The sequence below is a fragment of the Thermodesulfobacteriota bacterium genome (assembly GCA_040757775.1).
Taxonomy (GTDB): Bacteria; Desulfobacterota; UBA8473; order UBA8473; family UBA8473; genus UBA8473.
Genome location: JBFLWQ010000033.1, coordinates 1 through 19,844 on the forward strand (window position 1 = coordinate 1; position 19,844 = coordinate 19,844).

22 protein-coding genes are annotated in these 19,844 nt (G+C 43.2%); 18 read left to right on the forward strand and 4 right to left on the reverse strand.

Translation table 11 applies throughout. The features are described from left to right. Window positions 1–17 precede the first annotated feature (17 nt). The 11 genes from AB1401_14255 to AB1401_14305 all read left to right on the forward strand — a co-directional run bounded on the left by AB1401_14255 (window position 18) and on the right by AB1401_14305 (window position 9,370). On the forward strand, window positions 18–125 hold the full coding sequence (locus tag AB1401_14255; protein MEW6616613.1) for a 2-hydroxyacyl-CoA dehydratase family protein: 108 nt from the start codon (window positions 18–20) through the stop codon (window positions 123–125). Window positions 126–141: 16 nt separating this feature from the next. Next, window positions 142–1,527 carry a 2-hydroxyacyl-CoA dehydratase family protein gene (locus AB1401_14260; GenBank protein ID MEW6616614.1) on the forward strand — a complete coding sequence of 462 codons (1,386 nt, stop codon included), beginning with the start codon at window positions 142–144 and terminating at the stop codon, window positions 1,525–1,527. 123 nt (window positions 1,528–1,650) lie between these two features. Further along, a complete protein-coding gene (locus AB1401_14265) occupies window positions 1,651–3,030 on the forward strand; it encodes a 2-hydroxyacyl-CoA dehydratase family protein (protein ID MEW6616615.1) in 1,380 nt (459 codons plus the stop codon). Between the two features lie 59 nt (window positions 3,031–3,089). Beyond that, window positions 3,090–3,890 carry an acyl-CoA dehydratase activase gene (locus AB1401_14270; GenBank protein MEW6616616.1) on the forward strand — a complete coding sequence of 267 codons (801 nt, stop codon included), beginning with the start codon at window positions 3,090–3,092 and terminating at the stop codon, window positions 3,888–3,890. A gap of 275 nt (window positions 3,891–4,165) precedes the next feature. Further along, a complete protein-coding gene (locus tag AB1401_14275) occupies window positions 4,166–5,254 on the forward strand; it encodes a (Fe-S)-binding protein (GenBank protein MEW6616617.1) in 1,089 nt (362 codons plus the stop codon). Window positions 5,255–5,273: 19 nt separating this feature from the next. After that, a complete protein-coding gene (locus AB1401_14280; GenBank protein ID MEW6616618.1) occupies window positions 5,274–5,549 on the forward strand; it encodes a hypothetical protein in 276 nt (91 codons plus the stop codon). A gap of 2 nt (window positions 5,550–5,551) precedes the next feature. After that, window positions 5,552–5,743 (forward strand): hypothetical protein, encoded by a 192-nt coding sequence (locus AB1401_14285; GenBank protein MEW6616619.1) that lies wholly within the window; start codon window positions 5,552–5,554, stop codon window positions 5,741–5,743. A 36-nt stretch (window positions 5,744–5,779) separates the two neighbouring features. After that, entirely contained in the window at window positions 5,780–6,583 is an 804-nt protein-coding gene (gene trsM, locus AB1401_14290) for a DVU_1556 family methyltransferase (protein MEW6616620.1), read from the forward strand. A gap of 87 nt (window positions 6,584–6,670) precedes the next feature. Continuing rightward, window positions 6,671–8,038 (forward strand): radical SAM (seleno)protein TrsS, encoded by a 1,368-nt coding sequence (gene trsS / locus AB1401_14295; GenBank protein MEW6616621.1) that lies wholly within the window; start codon window positions 6,671–6,673, stop codon window positions 8,036–8,038. A 17-nt stretch (window positions 8,039–8,055) separates the two neighbouring features. Further along, window positions 8,056–8,652 (forward strand): class I SAM-dependent methyltransferase, encoded by a 597-nt coding sequence (locus tag AB1401_14300; protein MEW6616622.1) that lies wholly within the window; start codon window positions 8,056–8,058, stop codon window positions 8,650–8,652. A gap of 31 nt (window positions 8,653–8,683) precedes the next feature. Continuing rightward, complete coding sequence (locus tag AB1401_14305) at window positions 8,684–9,370, forward strand: class I SAM-dependent methyltransferase (GenBank protein MEW6616623.1); 687 nt, start codon at window positions 8,684–8,686, stop codon at window positions 9,368–9,370. Between the two features lie 32 nt (window positions 9,371–9,402). Here the strand turns inward: AB1401_14305 and AB1401_14310 are convergent, their stop codons facing one another. From AB1401_14310 to AB1401_14325, 4 genes are all read right to left on the reverse strand, one after another. Next, the gene (locus AB1401_14310; GenBank protein MEW6616624.1) at window positions 9,403–10,665 is read right to left on the reverse strand and encodes an acyl-CoA dehydrogenase family protein; all 1,263 of its coding nucleotides are present in this window, start codon (window positions 10,663–10,665) and stop codon (window positions 9,403–9,405) included. A gap of 108 nt (window positions 10,666–10,773) precedes the next feature. Further along, complete coding sequence (locus tag AB1401_14315) at window positions 10,774–11,700, reverse strand: glycyl-radical enzyme activating protein (protein MEW6616625.1); 927 nt, start codon at window positions 11,698–11,700, stop codon at window positions 10,774–10,776. A 118-nt stretch (window positions 11,701–11,818) separates the two neighbouring features. Further along, window positions 11,819–11,932 carry a glycine radical domain-containing protein gene (locus tag AB1401_14320; GenBank protein ID MEW6616626.1) on the reverse strand — a complete coding sequence of 38 codons (114 nt, stop codon included), beginning with the start codon at window positions 11,930–11,932 and terminating at the stop codon, window positions 11,819–11,821. A 34-nt stretch (window positions 11,933–11,966) separates the two neighbouring features. Beyond that, window positions 11,967–13,184 carry an ABC transporter substrate-binding protein gene (locus tag AB1401_14325; GenBank protein MEW6616627.1) on the reverse strand — a complete coding sequence of 406 codons (1,218 nt, stop codon included), beginning with the start codon at window positions 13,182–13,184 and terminating at the stop codon, window positions 11,967–11,969. A gap of 361 nt (window positions 13,185–13,545) precedes the next feature. Between AB1401_14325 and AB1401_14330 the strand changes: the two genes are divergently transcribed. The 7 genes from AB1401_14330 to AB1401_14360 all read left to right on the forward strand — a co-directional run bounded on the left by AB1401_14330 (window position 13,546) and on the right by AB1401_14360 (window position 19,664). After that, entirely contained in the window at window positions 13,546–14,022 is a 477-nt protein-coding gene (locus AB1401_14330; protein MEW6616628.1) for a Mut7-C RNAse domain-containing protein, read from the forward strand. A gap of 173 nt (window positions 14,023–14,195) precedes the next feature. After that, window positions 14,196–14,789, forward strand: a complete 594-nt coding sequence (locus AB1401_14335; protein ID MEW6616629.1) for a lysophospholipid acyltransferase family protein — start codon at window positions 14,196–14,198, stop codon at window positions 14,787–14,789. A gap of 122 nt (window positions 14,790–14,911) precedes the next feature. Further along, window positions 14,912–15,319, forward strand: coding sequence for a 4Fe-4S dicluster domain-containing protein (locus AB1401_14340; GenBank protein ID MEW6616630.1), 408 nt, complete (start codon window positions 14,912–14,914; stop codon window positions 15,317–15,319). A 9-nt stretch (window positions 15,320–15,328) separates the two neighbouring features. Then, entirely contained in the window at window positions 15,329–16,213 is an 885-nt protein-coding gene (locus tag AB1401_14345) for a CoB--CoM heterodisulfide reductase iron-sulfur subunit B family protein (protein ID MEW6616631.1), read from the forward strand. A gap of 85 nt (window positions 16,214–16,298) precedes the next feature. Continuing rightward, window positions 16,299–17,066: a 4Fe-4S dicluster domain-containing protein gene (locus AB1401_14350; GenBank protein MEW6616632.1), complete on the forward strand. Its 768-nt coding sequence runs from the start codon at window positions 16,299–16,301 to the stop codon at window positions 17,064–17,066. A 225-nt stretch (window positions 17,067–17,291) separates the two neighbouring features. Beyond that, the gene (locus AB1401_14355) at window positions 17,292–18,962 is read left to right on the forward strand and encodes an FAD-binding protein (GenBank protein ID MEW6616633.1); all 1,671 of its coding nucleotides are present in this window, start codon (window positions 17,292–17,294) and stop codon (window positions 18,960–18,962) included. Window positions 18,963–19,121: 159 nt separating this feature from the next. Next, window positions 19,122–19,664, forward strand: a complete 543-nt coding sequence (locus AB1401_14360; GenBank protein ID MEW6616634.1) for a PHP domain-containing protein — start codon at window positions 19,122–19,124, stop codon at window positions 19,662–19,664. Window positions 19,665–19,844 lie beyond the last annotated feature (180 nt).

Here is a 19,844-nt window from a genome sequence, read left to right on the forward strand (position 1 = left end):
AGAAGGCGGACCTTTCCATGTTGAAGATAGAGACGGACTATGATGTTTCAGAGAAGGGGCCATTCAGGACAAGGATTGAGGCATTTGTTGAGATGTTGAACAAGAAGCGTGGTCGCAAACTTTAGGAAAAGAGGGTGGCCAATGTATACAGATTTCTTGAAGTTATGTGGGTATGAGGATGATGAACTGAAGAAGGAGATGCCCAGGATAGAAAAGGCTTTTGATAAACTTGGAATAGGAAAAGAGGATATAGTACGGGCAGAAGCAAGGCTTCAGAACAACTTTCATATTGAGCTTGAGGGCATACGGAAGCTGTTACGGGTATGGATGGAGGAGCTTGTATCCTTGCCCTTGTGTCGGGAGGAGTACAAGAAGGTTGTTTATACCGACTGGCCTTTCCCAGGCGCTATGATGTTCGCGCTTCAAAAGCTTTCGGGTGACGTGTATACAACGACCATAGCACAGGTACTTAACCTCACTATGGGCGCGATCTTTGACAAACTCAGTCCCATTCTTGAGGCAGGTGAGAAGACCGGGCTGGGGGTAGGAGAGGCCCATTGTGCCCTCTGGCAGACGCACATAGGGGCAATTGAACTGGGGATAATACCCAAACCCGATCTGATGGTTTCAGCTGGTTGGTACTGTGATCAGCCCGCGGAGGCAGACCAGCTCCTGGCAGAGCTCTATGGCATCCCCACTGTCTACGTGGATTGCTGCATGGATGCCGAGTGGGGGGAGTGGCCTGATCGTCTGAGCGAGAGGCGGCTCCGATATGTTGGCGGTCAGATAGAAAAGGTCTTCAGGAAGATAGAAGAGGTAACGGGTTACACATTTACGGAAGACATACGCAGAGCTGGTGTAAGAGAAAATGCAAAATTTTACTGGAACTTCAACACCTTGGTGGAGATGGTGGGAAAAAGCGACCCCCAGGCTATCAGTCAGGCAGACGTTGGCCTCCCAATGTGGATGAGCAATACCCCTATGAGAAAAAAGGAAGACGCGCATAATGCACTTGCCATATTGATCAGAGAGACGAGGGAACGGATAGACAGGGGAGAGGGCGTTGTTGAAAAGGGTGCCCCCAAAATATATTTTGGGACCAGGCAGGCCGTTGATCCCTCTATACTCAAGATGGTGGAGAGCTTTGGATTGTCGATAGCTGTTTGTTCCACTGATTGGCTGGCTCCCGTTGAGCGTACAAAAGCAAAGTCAACGGTGTATGGTGAAAAGATAATGGAAGGATTCTCCAAACGAGGCCTGTTGTATTCTTGCCAAGGGGGGATAGACTACTTTACAGAGTACTGCAAGGAATGGAATGTGGACGGGTTTATCATTAGTTACCCCTATTCCTGTCGCCCGTGGACTATTACCCCCCTGATGGTGAAAAAAGCGATAAAAGAGAGGTTGGGCATCCCTTGCCTGGTCCTGGAAGGTGATGTCTATGATACCCGAAATTACAGTGCCGGGCAGATGAGAACGAGGGTTGAAACATTTGCTGAACTGCTGAAGATGAGGAAGGCTTCTTAGAAAAGGAAGCGCAAAAAGCTGACTTTAGGTAAGATGATTTAATGAGTGTGAAGTTATCTGATGGGGTCAATGTAACAACTATGAGTACTAAAATATTTATCTTCTAAGTGAAGGAGGTGCTTTATGTATACAGATTTTTTGAAATTATGTGGGTATGAGGATACAGAACTGAAGAAGCAAATGCCCAGGATAGAAAAGGCATTTGATAAACTTGGGATCGGCAAGGAAGATATAAGCCGGGCTGTGAACAGAGTACAAAAGAGTTTTGATGTAGAACTCAAGGGCGTACGTAAACTGCTGCGCGTGTGGATGGAGGAGCTTGTGTCTTTGCCCTTGTGTCGGGAGGAATACAAGAAGGTTATTTATTACGACTGGCCCTTTCCGGGTACCATGATGATGGCAGTCCACAGGCTGTCACCAGACGTCTATGTGGGGTCTATAGGAGAGATCATGAACGTGGGTATGGGCATGATCTTTGACAAGCTCAGTCCACTTCTTGAGGCAGGTGAACAAACAGGGCTGGGGGTAGGGTCTGCTCACTGTGCCCTCTGGCAGACACACATAGGGGCTATTGAAATGGGGATAATACCCAAACCCGATCTGATGGTCTCATCTGGTTGGTACTGCGATCAGCCTGCGGAGGCAGACCAGCTCCTGGCAGAACTCTATGATATTCCTACTGTTTATATGGACGGAATTCTTGACAGCCAGTGGGGAGGATGGCCTGACATCAGTGAGAGGCTGATCCGATATGCTGGCGGACAGATGGAGAAGGTCTTTAAGAAGATCGAGGACGTAACGGGCTCCACATTTACAGAAGACGTACGTAAAGCCGGTGTAAGAGACAACGCAAAGTTCTATTATAACTATAACACGCTGGTTGAGATGGTAGGGAAAAGTGATCCCCAGGCCATCAGTCAGGCGGATGTGAATCTGGGATATTGGATCAGCAATACCCCTATAAGGATGAGGGACGAGGCAATTGATGCCATTACCACATTAATCGGAGAGACGAAGGAGCGGATAGACAGAGGTGAGGGTGTTGTTGAAAAGGGTGCACCTAGGATATATTTTGGCCTCCGTATGGCAGTTGATGCCGCTATACTCAAGATGGTGGAGAGTCTTGGGTTAGCGATGTCTGTTGTTTTTGTTGACTGGTTAACGCCTTTGGAGCGGACGAAGGCAAAATCAACAGAATACAGTCAAAAAATAATAGAAGGATTCTTTAAGCGTGGGTGCCTATATTCTGCTCAGGGACAGATAGACTACATTACAGAGTACTGCAAGGAATGGAAGGTAGATGGGGCAATCCTCTGTTACCCCTATTCATGTCGTCCGTATACGATACCTCCCTTGATGAACAAAAAGGCACTAAAGGAGAGGCTTGGCATTCCGGTATTGGTTCTGGAGGGTGATGCCTACGATACTCGAAATTACAGTGCCGGCCAGTTAAGAACCAGGGTTGAAACATTTGCTGAGCTGCTGAAGATGAGAAAGGCTTAATAAGATTTGCCCTGTGTTAGTACAATATAAAAAACCAACTTTACCAGGAGGTGAGAATAGTGGTCACAAAGTTATATGCAGGGGTTGATGTTGGGGCTGCTACCGCCAAAACAGTCGTCTTCTCTGAAGGGAAAATCCTGGGATACAAGGTCATCCCCACAGGTCACAGCGTTCCTTTAGCAGCAAATGAAGTAACTAAACTGGCATTAGAGAATGCAGGAATAGAAATCAATGGTGGCGATTTTAAAGATATATTTGATCATATTATCTCCACCGGTTACGGTCGAAATGGGGTACCATTTTCAAACAAGGCCATAACCGAGATCATGTGCCACGCTAAAGGAGCTTTTTTCCTTCTTCCGAAAACCAGAACTATCATTGACATAGGTGGACAGGATAGTAAAACTATTGGTCTTGAAGAAGACGGAAATGTGTCGAATTTTGTCATGAATGACAAGTGCGCTGCTGGTACTGGCAGATTTCTCGAGGTTATGGCAGAGGTTCTCGGTGTAGAGTTAGAAAACTTGGGGGAAGAGGCCATGAAGAGTAAAAACCCATGTACGGTTAGTACTACCTGTACCATCTTCGCAGAATCCGAGATGGTTTCATTACGTGCTGAGGGTAGGAAGAGAGAAGACTTAGTATCGGGGATAGTTAGATCTGTCGCATCCCGGGTGTCGATAATGGGGAGAACCGTGGGTTTCAAAGATGACGTCGTATTTACCGGTGGGGTGGCTAAAAATGTGGGTGTCAAGGAGGCATTGAAGCAGGAAACCGGTAAAAACATCGTTGTACCTAGTGAACCCCAGATTATGGGGGCATTGGGAGCTGCTATATTTGCCTTTGAAGCGCGAAATTGAACCTCTCCGCAGCAAGTTGCGGGGTATCCAAAAATATTATAAATTTTCTTTATTCCGTATTCTGTCATTCCGTGCTTGCCCCCGTATCGAGTACAGGGCAGGCAGGAATGACTATTGAAACCCTTGTAGCAGGCTACAGGGTAATTATCAAGTTAAATCGAAGTACAATGTGACTGAGGGTGCAGGAATGCACCCCTTTCAGTTTGTCATCCCCTTTTTTAAACAGAGAAACTCTAAAAGAAAAAAACAGGTAGCTGTAAATTGGAGCGGAGACTATGACAGAGATGGACAAGATTATTGATGCCTGCATTGAATGCGGGATTTGTATGGAGGATTGCGGGTTCTTGTCAAAATATTGTGAAAGCCCTAAGGAACTGGCGGAAAAATTCAGTTCAGGTTACTTTAGAGAAAAACCCATGATTCCATATTCTTGCAGCCTCTGTGATCTTTGTGAAGTGCTTTGCCCCGAGGAGTTGAACATCGGAAAGATGTGTATGGAGTTACGTGAAAAAATGGTAAAGGAAGGACTGGGGCCCCTTCGTTCTCACAAATTGGTGGAGAGTGATCAAGAATTTGTTCTTTCCGATTCTTTCTCCTCAGCTATATCTGATCCGGCAGCGAAAGAGTGCAACCGGGTTTTCTTCCCTGGTTGTAATCTGGCAGGTTACTCTCCTGCTCTGGTCATTGAAACGTATGATTATATTTGCAGTAAGCTTCCTGGTACCGGTATAATACTGGGATGCTGTGGTGCACCGACTCAAGAACTGGGAAACCAATCGAAATTTACAGAGGTAACAAAGAGGATAGAAGCGAAGATGGAGGATATGGGATGTACTGAAATGATCCTTGCCTGTCCTCACTGTATTCACAGCTTAAAGTCAGCCGGTGCTGGATTTAATATACGGTCTCTCTACGAGGTGCTTGTGGAGACAGGTCTCCCTCAGAAGACAAAAGGTGACCAGCAGGTCTTCAGCCTTCACGATTCCTGTAAGGCCAGATGGGAGCCAGCCCTGCAAGAGAGTGTCCGCACTTTGATCTCATTGTTAGGCCACAGGGTAGAAGAGATGGAATACTCAAAGGACAAGACCATATGCTGTGGTTTAGGGGGGGCTGTCCCCTTCGTAAACATTGGTATGGCAAATAGTATAACCACCCGCAGGGTAGAGGAAGCCAGGCATGACCTCATTACCTATTGTGCCAGTTGCCGTGAAGTCTTTGCACGAAAAAAACCTTCACTTCATGTTTTAGATTTGATATTTAATAACAACTGGACAGAGGACAGAATTAAGCCACCAAATAATATGTCAACAAAGAGGCAAAATCAATCAACACTCAAGCTTCGCTTAGAGGAAAGAAGAAAATAACTGTAAAGGAGGTTCTAACATGTCTTCTGAAACCTATGAGAGTATCAAGGTTGAAAAGACTGATCAGGTAACAGAGCTTTTAGAGGCAAGAAAGATAATGGATGATGATATAAGGATGGTTATCCATAACGCTGAAACGAAAGAGGAGAAACTCTACCAGCAAGGGTCTGACAAATTCCTGGCAAAGCTTAGAGTTGCTGATGTTACGTTTTACGTGGAGTATTCTCTTGCTGGAGAGGGAGCTTACACAGTACACACAGCGTATTCTCACAGAACGGAGTTGGGGGAGGAATAACAGTGGAGGAATGGTACTGCTTTAAGTGTAAAGAGAAGATGGAAGTAAAAGAAGTGGTGTCTTCATATATGGAGATGACAGGTTTTGTTGACGCGTTGAAGTGTCCCAAGTGTGGGACGATGTACTTGACCGAAGAGATTGTCGTAGAGACAGTGAATAAAGGAGAAGAAGAAATAGAGGCAAAAATGGAGTAAAATCCTTCCTGTTAAGCGGTATTCAAGGTAATTTTAATGTTGGAAGACCGTATTCATAAAGTTAAGGAAACAACATCCAGGATGTATGAATCTCATTTCATGAATGATGCTCTGGGTGATACATTTCGGCCTGGCGGATTGAACCTTACAGAACGACTGGCAGAACTTGCTGGTTTAAACAGTGATTCTTTTGTCCTTGACATTGCCTGCGGGAAAGGAGCCACTAAGTATTTCCTGTCTGACAAGTACGGATGCAGAGTAGTTGGCATTGATCTTTCTGCAAAATTGGTTTCTATAGCTCAAAAGAAGTCCGAAAATGATGCTCCCCTGAGTCATGTCGACCTCCTGGTAGGCGATGGGGAAAAGCTGCCCTTCAAGGATTCAACATTTGATACAGTCATTAGTGAGTGCTCCATCTCTCTTTTACCAGACAAAAGAGCTGCCGCCAGAGAGATAGAGCGTGTCATGAAACCGAAAGGCAAGCTGGTTATCTCTGATGTTATACTTCGGTCTAGAATAAGCAGCAGGTTAAATAATCAAATAGCATTCGCATCATGTATCTCTGGAGCAGAATCCCTGAACGGTTACATCAAACTTTTTGAAAACGTGGGTTTTGGAGATACCTTTGTAGAAGATCATTCGGAAGAAATGAAGAGAATGGGATACCAAATATTGGTTCATTTTGGTTCCTTCGAGACATTTTCGAAAAAACTTGCTGAAGATTCGGGCATCTTTGAAACCAGCTGTTGTGGAAAAAGGCATAGAAGCCCTTGGCTGGAACTGTTTAAAGAAGGGAAGCCAGGCTATGCCTTACTTTCATTTACTAAACCCCTCCCATAACTTCACAAAGCACAAAACATTTTAGTACATCCCTTTTTGTTAATACAAGAAATTTTTCGGGATGAATTACAAGAGGGTATCAGACATATGCCAGAGCATTTAGGAGAAACTGAAAGTCTATGTCCGGTTTGTTTTGCCAAGATACCTGGTAAAAGAACCCTTGAAAACAATAATGTCTTTCTTGATAAGACCTGTCGGGAACATGGTAACTTTAAGGTTCTTCTTTGGCGGGATGCCAGACTATATAAAGAATGGGGAGATGGAGAAGATGCTTCTGGACCTGAAAAGAGGTTTTCCATAAGCAACAGGGGTTGCCCTTACGATTGTGGACTCTGTCCAAACCACAAGGCAGAAACATGTACAGTCCTCATGGAAGTTACAAATAGCTGTGACATGAACTGCCCGGTATGCTTTGCAAGTTCCAGGAAAAACCCAGACAAACCAAGCATTGGTACAATCAGAAAAATGTATCAGACTGTTATGGAATCTGGAGGCCCTTACCCCGTTCAACTGAGTGGCGGAGAGCCTACTATCCGGGACGACCTGCCCGATATTGTGACCATAGGTAAAAAAATGGGATTTTATCACATTCAGGTAAACACCCATGGGTTAAGACTGGCAAAGGAAAAAGAATACCTTAAGCGCTTGAAAGATAGCGGTGTCGATCTCATTTATCTCCAATTCGATGGTGTATCAGATGACGTTTATCGTTTTACGAGAGGTGCAAACATCTTTGATCACAAATTTCAGGCTATTCAAAACTGTCTTGATCTAAAGATAGGAGTAACACTTGTACCAACCTTAGTCCCGGGCATAAATGACCACCAGATAGGTGACATCGTAAGATTTGCTAAGGAATGGATACCCATTGTAAAAGGTATCCACTTTCAACCAATAACCTACTTCGGAAGATATCCAAAGTCACCAGAGGATCGAGACAGAATCACAATACCAGACGTATTACGGGCACTGGAAGTCCAGACACAGGGTGAAGTAAAAGCCAGAAATTTTGTACCTAGAAGACGCAAAGATTCCCACTGTGGTTTTTCAGGTTTTTTTGTACTTACCAAAGAAAAAAAGTTGAAAGCTACCGTTGACTTCCACCAGAGAAAGACCACAAGAGATGCTGATCAATTTGTGTCTTCCCCTGCTGAGCATGTTAGGAGTTTTATGGACAAACGGGGTAGATTCGTCGAAAAAGATACGGGGTGTTGCAAAGTAAAAGAGGGGTCATTGGAAGAATTCTTTAAGAGGTCAGAAACCCACTACCTCTCTATATCGGGAATGCCATTCCAAGATGTATGGACTGTTGATCTGGAAAGGTTGGAAGGGTGTTGTATCCATGTGGTTACCCCTTCCAGACAACTAATCCCTTTTTGCTCTTTTTATATTACCAACATGAATGGAGACAGGCTACACCAGAGTAAATACCAGCGTAAACAGAGTGGAGCGTAAGTTTTAGCTACGGTGCGATGCGATTATATAGAGAAATACCGTTAATACAAATTATCAGATATTTAAAAGCTCGTTTTTTTGCTCATCCTGCAGAAAGTGAAGCACAGTCAGACAAGGATGAAAAGCATCCTGAGCGGCTTGCACTCCTTCAGTATTGTACCACTGGGCGAGGAATTGATGTTGGTTGCGGGCACAGAAAAACCCACGAGAACTGTATTGGAATTGACATAACCCCCAAGGGGCAAATGGGAAAATACGGTAACGTGAAAGGGAAGGTTAGTGTGGCTGATATTGTTACCTCAGGTGATGATTTACATATGTTCTCTGATGAAGAACTTGATTTTGTTATTTCGCGACACAATTTGGAACACTATGTGGATGTAATTAAGACTCTAAAGGAATGGAAACGGGTTCTTAAGTATGGCGGAATTCTTGCGGCGATTCTGCCGGATGAAGGTAAGATCAATACAATTTCATTGGATCCTACTCATAAGCACGCATTTACCCCTGAAAGCCTTACCCGATACATCGAGTGTATCGGGGGACTTAAAATTATTAGACTTGAGCCAGTAATTGAAAATTGGTCATTCATCTGTGTATGCGTTAAGGAGTAACAGGTTTATCCTTTATTGCGGATTTTAGAAAATGAACAGAATAGATGTAATACAAAAAATAATATACAGAAAAAGGGCACACACCTACTTAGAGATAGGGGTAGACGGGGGAACTAGTTTTTTTCCAATAAAAGCAAGACAAAAAATTGCCGTTGACCCGAATTTCAAATTCTCAAAACTGCGCAGAATAAAATGGGTTTTCAGGAATTTCTATAACGTAGTGGCAAAGTATTATGAAATAACCAGTGATAGCTACTTTGCTGATGCAAAACCCTGTTATTTAGACGTAGTCTTTATTGACGGACAGCATACTTACCAGCAGTCATTAAAGGACGTTAGAAATTCCTTGAACCACCTCAATGAAGGTGGCGTAATCATTATGCATGATTGTAGTCCACCACACAAGGCAGCAGCATATCCGGCGGATTCTATTGATCATGCTGCTTCATTGAATTTGCCTGGTTGGACTGGAGAATGGTGTGGAGATGTATGGAAAACAATCTGCTACTTGAGAAGCCATAGGAAAGATCTGAAAATATTTGTATTAGATTGTGACTGCGGATTAGGAATAGTCACAAGAGGAGAGCCTGATAGTTGTCTGAGTCTAACGGAAGGTGACCTGGATATAATGACTTATGACGATTTGGCTAAGAATAGAAAGCGCCTTCTAAATTTAAAGGATGAGAGTTTCTTTTTCAAATTCTTGGAGACTGTCTAATACCTTAACCTTACATCCAGCACCTTTATCCCTTACCAGCCCTTAGTCCACATTTCTGCATCCTCGTATACTTTTTCATCCTCCATATGCGCCTCCTGGGCATCCAGCTCACTCACACGGGGGGGATTGGGGTCGCTGAGTAACTCACGATAGTACTCGTGCTGAATCAGAAGACTCATAATTTCGTTGCTTCCAGTCCATATTTGCGTGAGCCTTGCGTCACGCACCATCCTCTCGATTGGGAATACGTTGGTATACCCTATACCCCCAACGATCTGCATGGCGAGATTACAAACCTCCCAGCACATATCGGTAGCGAATTTCTTTGCCTCACTTACCAGTCGTCTCGTTGAGGGGAGTCGGTTATCTGCAGTTTTCCCCGCAGCAAGTACCAAGGCACGGGCCGCATCCAGCTGGGTTACGGCATCTGCAACCTTGAAGCTAACTCCCTGAAAAGAGCGTATATTTTTGCCAAAAGCGTGTCTCCTGTTACTGTATCGCGCGGCAACTTCAATAGCGGCGCGTGCCAGGCCCAGTGCAAAAGCAGCTGAGGTTAATCGTTCCGGGACCATCATTGTGTTGAAAATTTCTGCACCCTGGTTGAGCCCACCGATAAGATTTGAAGCCGGAACCTTTACATCCTTGAAGATCAATCGCCCTGTTCCCCCTCCACGTGTACCTAAAAGTTGGTATAGATATTTGGTTTCAATTCCCTCCCGGTCTGCTTCAATAAGGATCAGGCTGATACGTTCCTGAGGCTTTCCTTCCGGGTTAGTTTTACAGTATACGATAAAGAAATCTGCACCGTTAGCCGCTACAACGAACCGCTTTTGGCCTTTAATAATAAACGAGTCGCCTTCCAATTTTGCCTCTGTAGTAGCCCCGAAAAAGTCCGATCCGCCCCGGGGCTCGGTTAGTGCCTCCGCAGAAATAAAATCGCCTTTGAGTATGGGTTTAAGAAACTTCTCTTTCTGCTCTTCCGTCCCGAAATTATAAAGTGCCTCACCCACAATGGAAGGCATGGCGAAGGCACAACCCAGGGCTGTACCCAGAACCCCGATCTCCTCAAGGGCAGCTACTTCAGCAGTCCAATTCAACCCTCTGCCACCATACTGTTTTGAAAATCTCAAACCCAGGAGGTTACGATCCCCCAATGCCTTCACATACTCCTTGGGGTAGGTTATCTCATCCTTATCCATCTTTTTTATCAAATCGGATGGCACCTCGTTTTTTACAAAATCTCTTACCTCTTGTTTTAACGCTCTTTCTTCATTGGTCAAAAGCACGTCTTGCAACATAATATTACCTCCCTTCCCTGTCAGGGAAACTATGAATCAAATAAGATTTAAAATGACTGAGCTGTTCTCGAAACCCCATATTGATTGGATAAAACCTGTAGCAGCTTAATTTCCTACTGTTACTGCCACTCCGATTTTTGAAACAACGTTTTTTAACCGTTGAATATGATTATCGTCCGGGGCTTTTGCCATGGGAATAGAATATATTCCGCCAATCTGAAAGCTCTTCGATTTCCCCCCCTCATGATAGGGGAGAAGGGAAATCTTCTCTACTCCGAGTTCCATTGCCATTTCGGCTATCTTTCTTATATCTTCAGGAGAGTCGTTGAAATCTTTAATGAGAGGAATTCTAAACCAGGTTCGTACCTTCTTGGAAAAGGTACGAGCATTTGTAAGTATAAGATTATTGTCTACACCCGTATATTTTTGATGTCTTTCGGAATCTAACTGTTTGATATCGAATAGTAAAAGATCAACAAATGGAATTACCTCTCCAAATGCCTCTTCAGAAACATATCCGCATGTATCAAGGGCTGTATTAATATTTTTTTCTTTAAAAGCTTTAATGAGGTTTAAGACAAATTTATTCTGAAGAAGCGGCTCTCCTCCAGAGATAGTAACACCACCTCCTGAATTCTTGTAAAAAATTCTGTCTTTTTCAACCTCTTTTACTATTTCTTCAATTCCCATATCTTTCCCAATTATTCCGAGAGATTCATAGATGCAGACTTCAGTGCATTTAAAACACTGACTGCATAAATCCCAGCTGATTTTCCTCCCATGCTCCTCTGTTAAGGATATAGCATTATCGGGACAGACCTCAGCGCAGCGGCCACACCGAGTGCATTTTACATCGCGAACCATGAGTTGGGGAAAAAGTTTTTGAGATTCAGGGTTCGAACACCATGCACATTTCAAAGGGCAACCTTTTGCAAATACGGTTGTTCTAATTCCTGGCCCATCGTGAATGCTAAACCTCTGAATATTGAATATGACTCCTCTTTTACCATTTCCGTTGTCTCTGTATTTCATATTGTACATATACTCCTCTCTCAACTCTCCTGTTATCAAATAAAAATTCTTTAAGAGCCTCACTAAACATTATCTGAAGCTCTGTTACGTCCTTTTGATAATAGAATCCTGCAGACCTTTACTCAAATCCACAACAGTAGCCTGCTACCATCACTGGAAGATCCTGGTAATTCTCTGGATTTTCCTGAGCAGCTAAGAGGTTCTTGCTGTCTACAACGTTAAAGTTTATCAAAAAACTTTGAATTTTGGTAACAGGCTGTTAACAATCAGTCAGACTCCCTCCATTCAGTCAATGGGATAAACTTTCCGGTGGCTGTATCTGCCTTAAATATTTTCCAGGTATTGCCCCCTTTGTGGCTAGTGGAGCTATAGTTGATAGGACCGGTGAGCTTACCTGTATCGAAGTTCTTAATGGTTTCCATCTTATCTATAAACGCCTCTCTATCTAAATCTCTGCCAGTTCTCTTTAACCCCTCCAGCGTCATCACACCCCAAAGCCAACCCTGGGTATAAGTTTTCCCGCGATAGGGTTTTTCCGTACCTGGGTGGTCTTTAAGCGTTATCTCTCTCATTTTAGCCAGGCCGGGCCCCTCATCGTACCAGGAATTCATAGCATTGACGGAAAAAAATTGTTTTGCTGCGTCTTTTGCCATTTCTATAACCGCCTCATCACACGTAGCCCAACTTCCAAATACCGGAACATTTAACCCGTATTTTTTTAAATCCCTCAACAAAACCGACGCTGTCTGAGGAATACCGCCAGGGAGAATTATATGATTTACCTCATTCTTTTTTAGATTCAGTATTTGAGAACTGGCATCAACCGAACCCGGATTGAAAACCTGTGTGGAAACTGGAGAGAGGTTATGGAATTTAAGCCACTTCAAAGCAGCTTCCAGGTCAACTTTGCCAGTTTCGTTATCGGGATAGATCATACCAATCCTTGGTTCTTTGGGATTCCGGTCTTTGAGCATATAATCGATCAGTACTTTCATCTGTCCAGGGTAAATGTCCTGGATAGTAAATATATATCGCTTAAAGGGTTTTACTGTTATTTCGGGGCTTATAAGAGATACGGTTGGTATTTTGTTATTCTGTATTGGTTTACTGAGGACGGTCATAGCGCCCGTTGAAGTTGGTCCCATTAAAATGAATACATTGTCTTTGAAAATAAGTTTCTTGAAGGCTGATATTGCCATTGGAATGGCATAACGGTCATCCTCAACGAGTAAGTTGATTTTTCGACCGTTAATCCCTCCATGGTCGTTGTTATGCCTGAAATAGCTTCGTACTCCTTGAGTTATAGGGACAGTGACATTGGCTGCTGGACCTGTCTGGTCAAAGATGAAACCTACTTTTATGCTGTTTTCAGTCACTCCCGGAACATCTTTAGCATATATAAAGGTTCTTTCTGCAAATAAAATACTTAGACTCATAACACAGATAAAAAGCACTAAATGCATCGATACTGATCTTCTAACCATACCTTCCTCCTTTCGCATTCTTCAAACTTTGGGTTACACTATCTGGGCATTAATCAGTTTATACTGAAAAATTCCCTTTTCCGCTCTTTGGTGCAGGTTTTTTGACCCATCTATGGCTCGTTTATCCTAAAAAATGTGTAATAATACCAAAAATTCCTTGTATGTCAACAGTTAAAATGGAGAATTCTAATAAAATGTTCCCTGTTCCCCTCCCAGTGCCATAAACAGGATGGAATAAATTATTTTGTTTTGTGGCGGTTGGTTTTGCCTTGTATTTGGAAATTAAATGCTGTATTAATCAAAAAGGTACCCTTTTTTTCTTTAGATACTAACTACCTTGAATTAACAAGCTTAATGTGCCATGAAATTTATTGCTGACAGAATGCTGGGTAGTCTCGCTAAGTTGTTAAGAACCCTGGGGTTTGATACTCTATACTCCAATAGGATTGATTTCAAAGACCTTCTAAAAATCGCAAGAGAAAAAGAACGAATTATCTTAACCAAAAATACCCTTATAAAGAAGAAAGAAGGAAACTATAGGTTTTTGTTTATAAACAACAACGACCCTAAAAGACAAGTAAGAGAGGTCATCACCAACCTGGGTTTAGATATAGAACCAGATAAAACCTTTACCCGTTGCCTACTGTGTAACAACAAGCTAAAAAAAATACAGAGAGAAGATATAGGGGGAAAGATCCCCGATTATATCTTTGAGAGCTACAGAGATTTCTCATTCTGTAACAAATGTAAAAGGATATTTTGGAAAGGCACACACCACGAGCATATGCTCACCGTTTTGAAAGAGTATCTTCCCCGTGTGTCTCATAAGGATATGTGACTAGTCAGGGACAAAGTGGCAAAGACATATAGGCACAAACTCATAATATTTTTTTCTGCTTGTTTTCCGGTTTGTGCCTTTGGTGCTCTGTGCCTTTGTACCTATCTGAATAGTTACAAAAAAGTATAACAATCCGGTTTTAGTAGCTAAATATATGACAGATAAGAGTAACAATGATATACAAAATAGTTAAGCTAATAGTATCTCTCTTCTTTCATTCTTATATCAGGTTAGACATTATAGGAGATAGAAATATCCCTAGATCAGGGGGGGTAATCCTCGCACCAAACCATATAAGCTACTTAGATCCCCTCCTCTTAGGGGTAGGTGTAAAAAGAAAAGTATACTCAATGGCAAAGGAAGAGTTATTCAAAAACGCCATTTTGAGATTCATCATGACCCATCTGAAAGCATTCCCGGTAAAAAGGGGAAGGGTGGATCGGTATGCCCTCAAACGTTCTCTCCAAATATTAAATCAAGGTAAGGTACTCAATGTGTTTCCCGAGGGCACTATTCCTCTAAACAGCAATACGATAGAAGGAAAGCCTGGAGTGGCGTGGTTAGCCCTGAAAGCAAATGTGCCGGTTGTGCCGGTGAAGATAATAGGATCCGAGAAGTTACTCCCTGACGGAAAGGTTTTTCCTAAGATGGGTCGGGCAAGGATTATCTTCGGCCAACCCCTCTCCTTTAAGACTAAAGACAACAGGCATAAAAAGAATAGGGAAAAAATATCCGGAAAGATAATGGAAGAGATAGAAAAACTATAAATTCATTTCTACATATAATATTTTTCTTGACCCAAAAATCCTCTTTTGTTATTCTTTATCGCTCTTGCAACAGCAAGTCTTTGTTTATATTTTGCGATCTCAAATAACAGTGAGGTAGACCATTGACTATCGAAATCTCGGATAAAACCTACGATGAAGAATTCGTAAAGAAAGTCGAAGATATCAGCGGCGAAAACTTTCACAAATGCATGCAGTGTGGCACATGTTCTGGCGGATGCCCTATGATTGAACACATGGATATCCCCCCCCGGCGGATTATGATCTTGACGCATTTTGGTTTAAAGGATGAGGTTATTTGTTCCAAAACAGCCTGGATCTGTGCAACTTGTAATGCCTGTTCTGTCCGTTGCCCTAGGGGGATCGAACTTACTAAAGTCATGGAAGCTATCAGGCAGCTGACCCTGCGAAAGAATATCAATTACGTTGAACCTTCGGCAATATCTGAAGAGACGATTGCTGACCTCCCTCAGATTGCTCTGGTAAGCTGCTTTAGGAAGCACACTTCATGAGAGGATAAAATGAAGATTAGCTATTACCCAGGTTGCACATTAAAGACTAAGGCTAAAAACATGGACCACCCAGGAATAGCTGCTCTGAAGGCATTGGGGGTAGAACTTGTGGAACTGCCTCGGTGGAATTGCTGCGGTGCGGTATTTTCATTAGCAGACGATGATCTCTTACACCTTCTTGCTCCTGTCCGTGATTTGATAAGGGTTGTAGAACAGGGTGATAATAAGTTGGTTGTAGCATGTTCCATGTGTTACAATACCCTGGCCCGTGCCAATCTCCTGATGCAAGAGAACAGTGAAAAAAGGCACACCATAAATACCTTTATGGAAGAAGAACGAGACTACAATGGCGAAGTAGAAGTAGTCCATCTTTTGAGCTTCCTGCGAGATGAGATCGGGTGGGAAAAGATAAGGGAAAGCATCAAAGTACCTTTGAAAGGATTAAAGATTGCCCCCTATTACGGGTGTACTCTTTTACGTCCTCAGTCAGTAGCTATTGAGCCACCTGAAAAGCGTACGCTGTTTAAAGACCTTCTTGAAACGCTGGGCGCAACAGTAGTTGATTTTCCGGCTTCTAATGATTGCTGCTCTTCATATCAAATCTTAAGCAACCCTGATGTCGGAATAGAAGCTGTCTCTAAGATACTGGAATCGGCAGAGAGCTGGGGCGCCGATGCTATAGTGACAAGCTGTCCCCTTTGTGAGTATAACCTGGGAAAACGACAGGAGGATGCCTTAAAAAAACATGATACACTTAAAGAATTGCCCACCTTCTATTTTACCCAGTTACTGGCATTAGCTCTTGGCCTTGGAGCTGAGGTCTGCAAATTTGAATTGAATTATAATGGGGCAACCCGGCTGATGGAAAGTAAAAATTTCCTGACTGTGGTTTGAGCAACTTTTCAGTGTGAACTTTAATTAAGGAACTTTTTCAGCAACCTCTTAATGAGGTCTTAAATCCAGAAAATGTGAGGTTGAGATGAGTACAACGGATACCACAAAAGGTGAAAGCAAAGAAACTACTTCCGGCAAAGAATTGGTTTCGATCTTCGTCATGGGAAAGAAATATGAGGTTCCTAAAAACCTGACTATTATGAAGTCCATGGAATATGCCGGTTATAAATACATCAGAGGATGCGGCTGCCGGGGCGGAATCTGTGGCGCTTGCGGTACCGTTTACCGCAAACCAGGAGACTACCATATCTATGTTGGATTAGCCTGCCAGACCGTCGTTGAAGATGGAATGTATCTGACTCAACTACCCTTCTTCCCGGCTAACAGAGCAGCATACAGTCTGGAAGCCATAGGGTCTGAACCTGAAGAAGTATACAAAAAATACCCTGAGCTATTCCGGTGTGTAGCGTGTAATGCCTGCTCAAAGGTATGTCCTATGGACATTTCGGTTATGGACTATATCGCGGCAATCAAACAGGGAGATTTTGAGAAAGCTACGGAACTCTCCTTCGACTGCATCCAGTGTGGGCTTTGCACTGTGCGCTGCATGGGAGAGATGTCTCAATACCACATTGCTCAGATGGTTAGGCGAATTACAGGAAGTAAAATAACGCCGCAAGCTTCCCATCTCAAAGCTATGGTGGATAAAATAAAAACAGGTAAGTATACCAAGGCTATAAAAGATTTGAAAGGTATGAATGAAGACCAGCTACGAAAAGTATACCAGCAAAGGGAGATGGAACCAACAGAGGCACCGGATGATTGGAAACCCGCTGATGTTACTTATTTGTAGTCAACTACCCCGATAGGATCGGGGCTTAAGGGTTCAAGGATTCAAGGGGTCAAGTGATCAAAAAAGAATCTTTTCTTTATTACTCTCGAATCCTGGAATCCTCGACCCCTCGAACCCTTGCGGCGAAAAAGATCGAACTGAACTCTTTCCGCCTTAGGCGGAAGGGTTTTTCTCCCATTCCCCTGGTGGGACAATAAGTAAATTGACCGATAGGAAGGTAGGAATATGCCATACCCACAAGAGTTGAAAGAACTGATCAAGGTTGTAGAGAAAACCAGACCCGAGAGAGTCGCCAAGAAAAAGAAGAATGAGGAGGTCCCTTTTCTTTCTCTGGAAGAACGCAAGAAAATACTTGATTATCACCCCGATTTTAAAGAAGAAGGTCGACGTGAAATTAAAGTGGGTCCCAGCAAGGGTTACCGGATAGCGCATGAGATGGTAGATGTGCTTGAAGCAAACAGCAGAGTTAACCCTGATCTGGTAGACCTCTCCCATGCTGATTATGAAACCGATGTCCTTGTTATCGGAGGGGGTGGGGCAGGAACCTCAGCAGCCCTTCTAGCGCAAGAACAGGGAGCAAAAGTAATCATCGCTACCAAACTCCGCCATGGAGATGCAAACACTATGATGGCTGAAGGAGGTATACAGGCTGCAACTAAGGGGTGGAAAGACTCACCTTACTATCACTACCTGGATGTTATGGGAGGTGGCCATTTCAAAAATATACCTGACCTGGTTGATACCCTCGTTACTGAAGCCCCCGATGCTATTCTGTGGATGGAAAAGCATGGGTGTAATTTTTCCAAGTTCCAGGATGGGACATTAAAGACCCTCCATGGAGGCGGGACATGCAGAAAACGAATGCACTTTGCTGCTGACATCACCGGTGTTGAGATTATGCGTACCATCCGGGACGAAGCACGAAACCGGTCGCAGGATATCAGAGTCATAGAGTTTTCCCCGGCTGTAGAGTTAATCCTAAACGAAAAAGGGGAATGCTCCGGGGCATTGCTTTACAATATGGAGACGGAGGAATACTTTATAGTAAAGGCAAAGGCTGTAATCATGGCAACCGGTGGCAGTGGACGGCTTCATATCCAGAATTTCATGACCACAAATCATTACGGAGCCACCGCTGATGGTATCGTCATTGCTTACCGTGCAGGTGTTGGAATCTCTTTTCTTCATACAGTTCAATATCATCCAACAGGGGTAGTATTCCCTGAACAGGCTGAGGGGATCCTGATTACCGAAAAATTCCGCGGGTCTGGCGCCAATCTGGTCAATATCGACGGACAGCAGTTCGTCAACGAGAGGGAACCCCGGGATCTGGAAGCAGCTGCCATTATCAAAGAATGTGTAGAAAAGGGCAAGGGGGTCCCTGCTCCTACTGGTAAATTTGGAATTTGGCTCGATTCTCCTATGATCGATGCCCTGTCCGGTACAGGTACAGTAGAAAAGGAATTCCCTGGCAAGTTCATCCTCTACAAACGTTTTGGGATAGATATTTCAAAGGAACCAATGTTGATTTATCCCACCTTACATTATCAAAATGGGGGACTGGAATTTAAGAACACCGGTGAAACAGCTTTGCCAGGACTTTTTGTTGCTGGAGAGGTTGGCGGTGGAATCCACGGTGAAAATCGTCTGATGGGCAATTCTCTGCTGGACATTCTGGTATTCGGAAGGATTGCTGGTAAAAATGCTGCTGATTATGCAAAATCAAGATCAGATATGGGAAAACTCACTCTAGACCATGTCCGTACATACCACAAGAACCTTGAAGAGGCAGGTATTGAGACAGATAGAGTAGCCCCCATGTTACTCCCAGACTATACATTACCCCACGTAAAGGAAAGGCAGCTTACCGCCTGTTATGTAGGAACATTGCGCTGAAAGAAGGTCAGAGGCTGTTATTTTCTCTTCTTTTTCCAGCACAGAAACATCTTCTGGTATTATCCAATAAAAATACTTGACAGATTTTATATTGTTTATTATATTATTTCTGCTATTCAGTTTATGAATGTTATTCAAATCTTGTGGTAAGGGGACATCTTGAAACTAGATTTACACACTCATTGTATGGAAGCTACGGGTATGGTTGCCTATCCAAGTGTAGATTTAGTGGGAAAGATTGTTGAAAGGGTTAATGACCGTGGGTTGGATGGAATAGCCATTACTGAACACGATGATGGAAATTACGGGTACCGGGTAAAAAAGATAGTCGATGAAAATTTTGATAGTCAGGTATTAATAATACCTGGAAGAGAGATAACTGTAAAGGAAATGGGTTGGGCAGAAATGGTGGAGCTATTTCTACCCAACGGTTCTACCTTTAGATTTTTACCCCATCCAAGTTATCCTTACCCGGGGGATGATGGATTTGAGTATGATATGAATCTGCTTCAGGGCATAGAGATAAGTAACGCCCTTCATGATCGCCAGATCAATAAAAAAAAGGTAGAAGAGATCTCCAAAAAATACAATCTTATTTTGTTGAAGAATAGCGATGCCCATACCCTGGACGAAATAGGATCATTTCATACCGACATCTCATTGAAAGAACTTTACTCATTGACAAAAGATTCCCTTGCATAATCTCTATCGCATGGAGATGGGTAAATCTAAAGAGCTCATGGAAGATCTAATTGGGGGCAGTTGAAAACAAGGGTTCAGGCTTTTATAGAAATGTTGTAAAGGAGAGAGATATGATAACAGCGGGAATAGATGCAGGTTCTTTAACGACAAAGGTCTTAATTTTGAATCAGGATAAAATCA

Coding starts and splice junctions, on each gene's coding strand:
- AB1401_14305 (MEW6616623.1), top strand. CDS start 8,684: ATGAACAGAATAGATGTAATACAAAAAATAATATACAGAAAAAGGGCA.
- AB1401_14280 (MEW6616618.1), top strand. CDS start 5,274: ATGTCTTCTGAAACCTATGAGAGTATCAAGGTTGAAAAGACTGATCAG.
- AB1401_14255 (MEW6616613.1), top strand. CDS start 18: ATGTTGAAGATAGAGACGGACTATGATGTTTCAGAGAAGGGGCCATTC.
- AB1401_14265 (MEW6616615.1), top strand. CDS start 1,651: ATGTATACAGATTTTTTGAAATTATGTGGGTATGAGGATACAGAACTG.
- trsM (MEW6616620.1), top strand. CDS start 5,780: ATGTTGGAAGACCGTATTCATAAAGTTAAGGAAACAACATCCAGGATG.
- AB1401_14325 (MEW6616627.1), bottom strand. CDS start 13,184: ATGGTTAGAAGATCAGTATCGATGCATTTAGTGCTTTTTATCTGTGTT.
- AB1401_14260 (MEW6616614.1), top strand. CDS start 142: ATGTATACAGATTTCTTGAAGTTATGTGGGTATGAGGATGATGAACTG.
- AB1401_14330 (MEW6616628.1), top strand. CDS start 13,546: ATGAAATTTATTGCTGACAGAATGCTGGGTAGTCTCGCTAAGTTGTTA.
- AB1401_14300 (MEW6616622.1), top strand. CDS start 8,056: ATGCGATTATATAGAGAAATACCGTTAATACAAATTATCAGATATTTA.
- AB1401_14355 (MEW6616633.1), top strand. CDS start 17,292: ATGCCATACCCACAAGAGTTGAAAGAACTGATCAAGGTTGTAGAGAAA.
- AB1401_14345 (MEW6616631.1), top strand. CDS start 15,329: ATGAAGATTAGCTATTACCCAGGTTGCACATTAAAGACTAAGGCTAAA.
- AB1401_14335 (MEW6616629.1), top strand. CDS start 14,196: ATGATATACAAAATAGTTAAGCTAATAGTATCTCTCTTCTTTCATTCT.
- AB1401_14275 (MEW6616617.1), top strand. CDS start 4,166: ATGACAGAGATGGACAAGATTATTGATGCCTGCATTGAATGCGGGATT.
- trsS (MEW6616621.1), top strand. CDS start 6,671: ATGCCAGAGCATTTAGGAGAAACTGAAAGTCTATGTCCGGTTTGTTTT.
- AB1401_14350 (MEW6616632.1), top strand. CDS start 16,299: ATGAGTACAACGGATACCACAAAAGGTGAAAGCAAAGAAACTACTTCC.
- AB1401_14315 (MEW6616625.1), bottom strand. CDS start 11,700: ATGAAATACAGAGACAACGGAAATGGTAAAAGAGGAGTCATATTCAAT.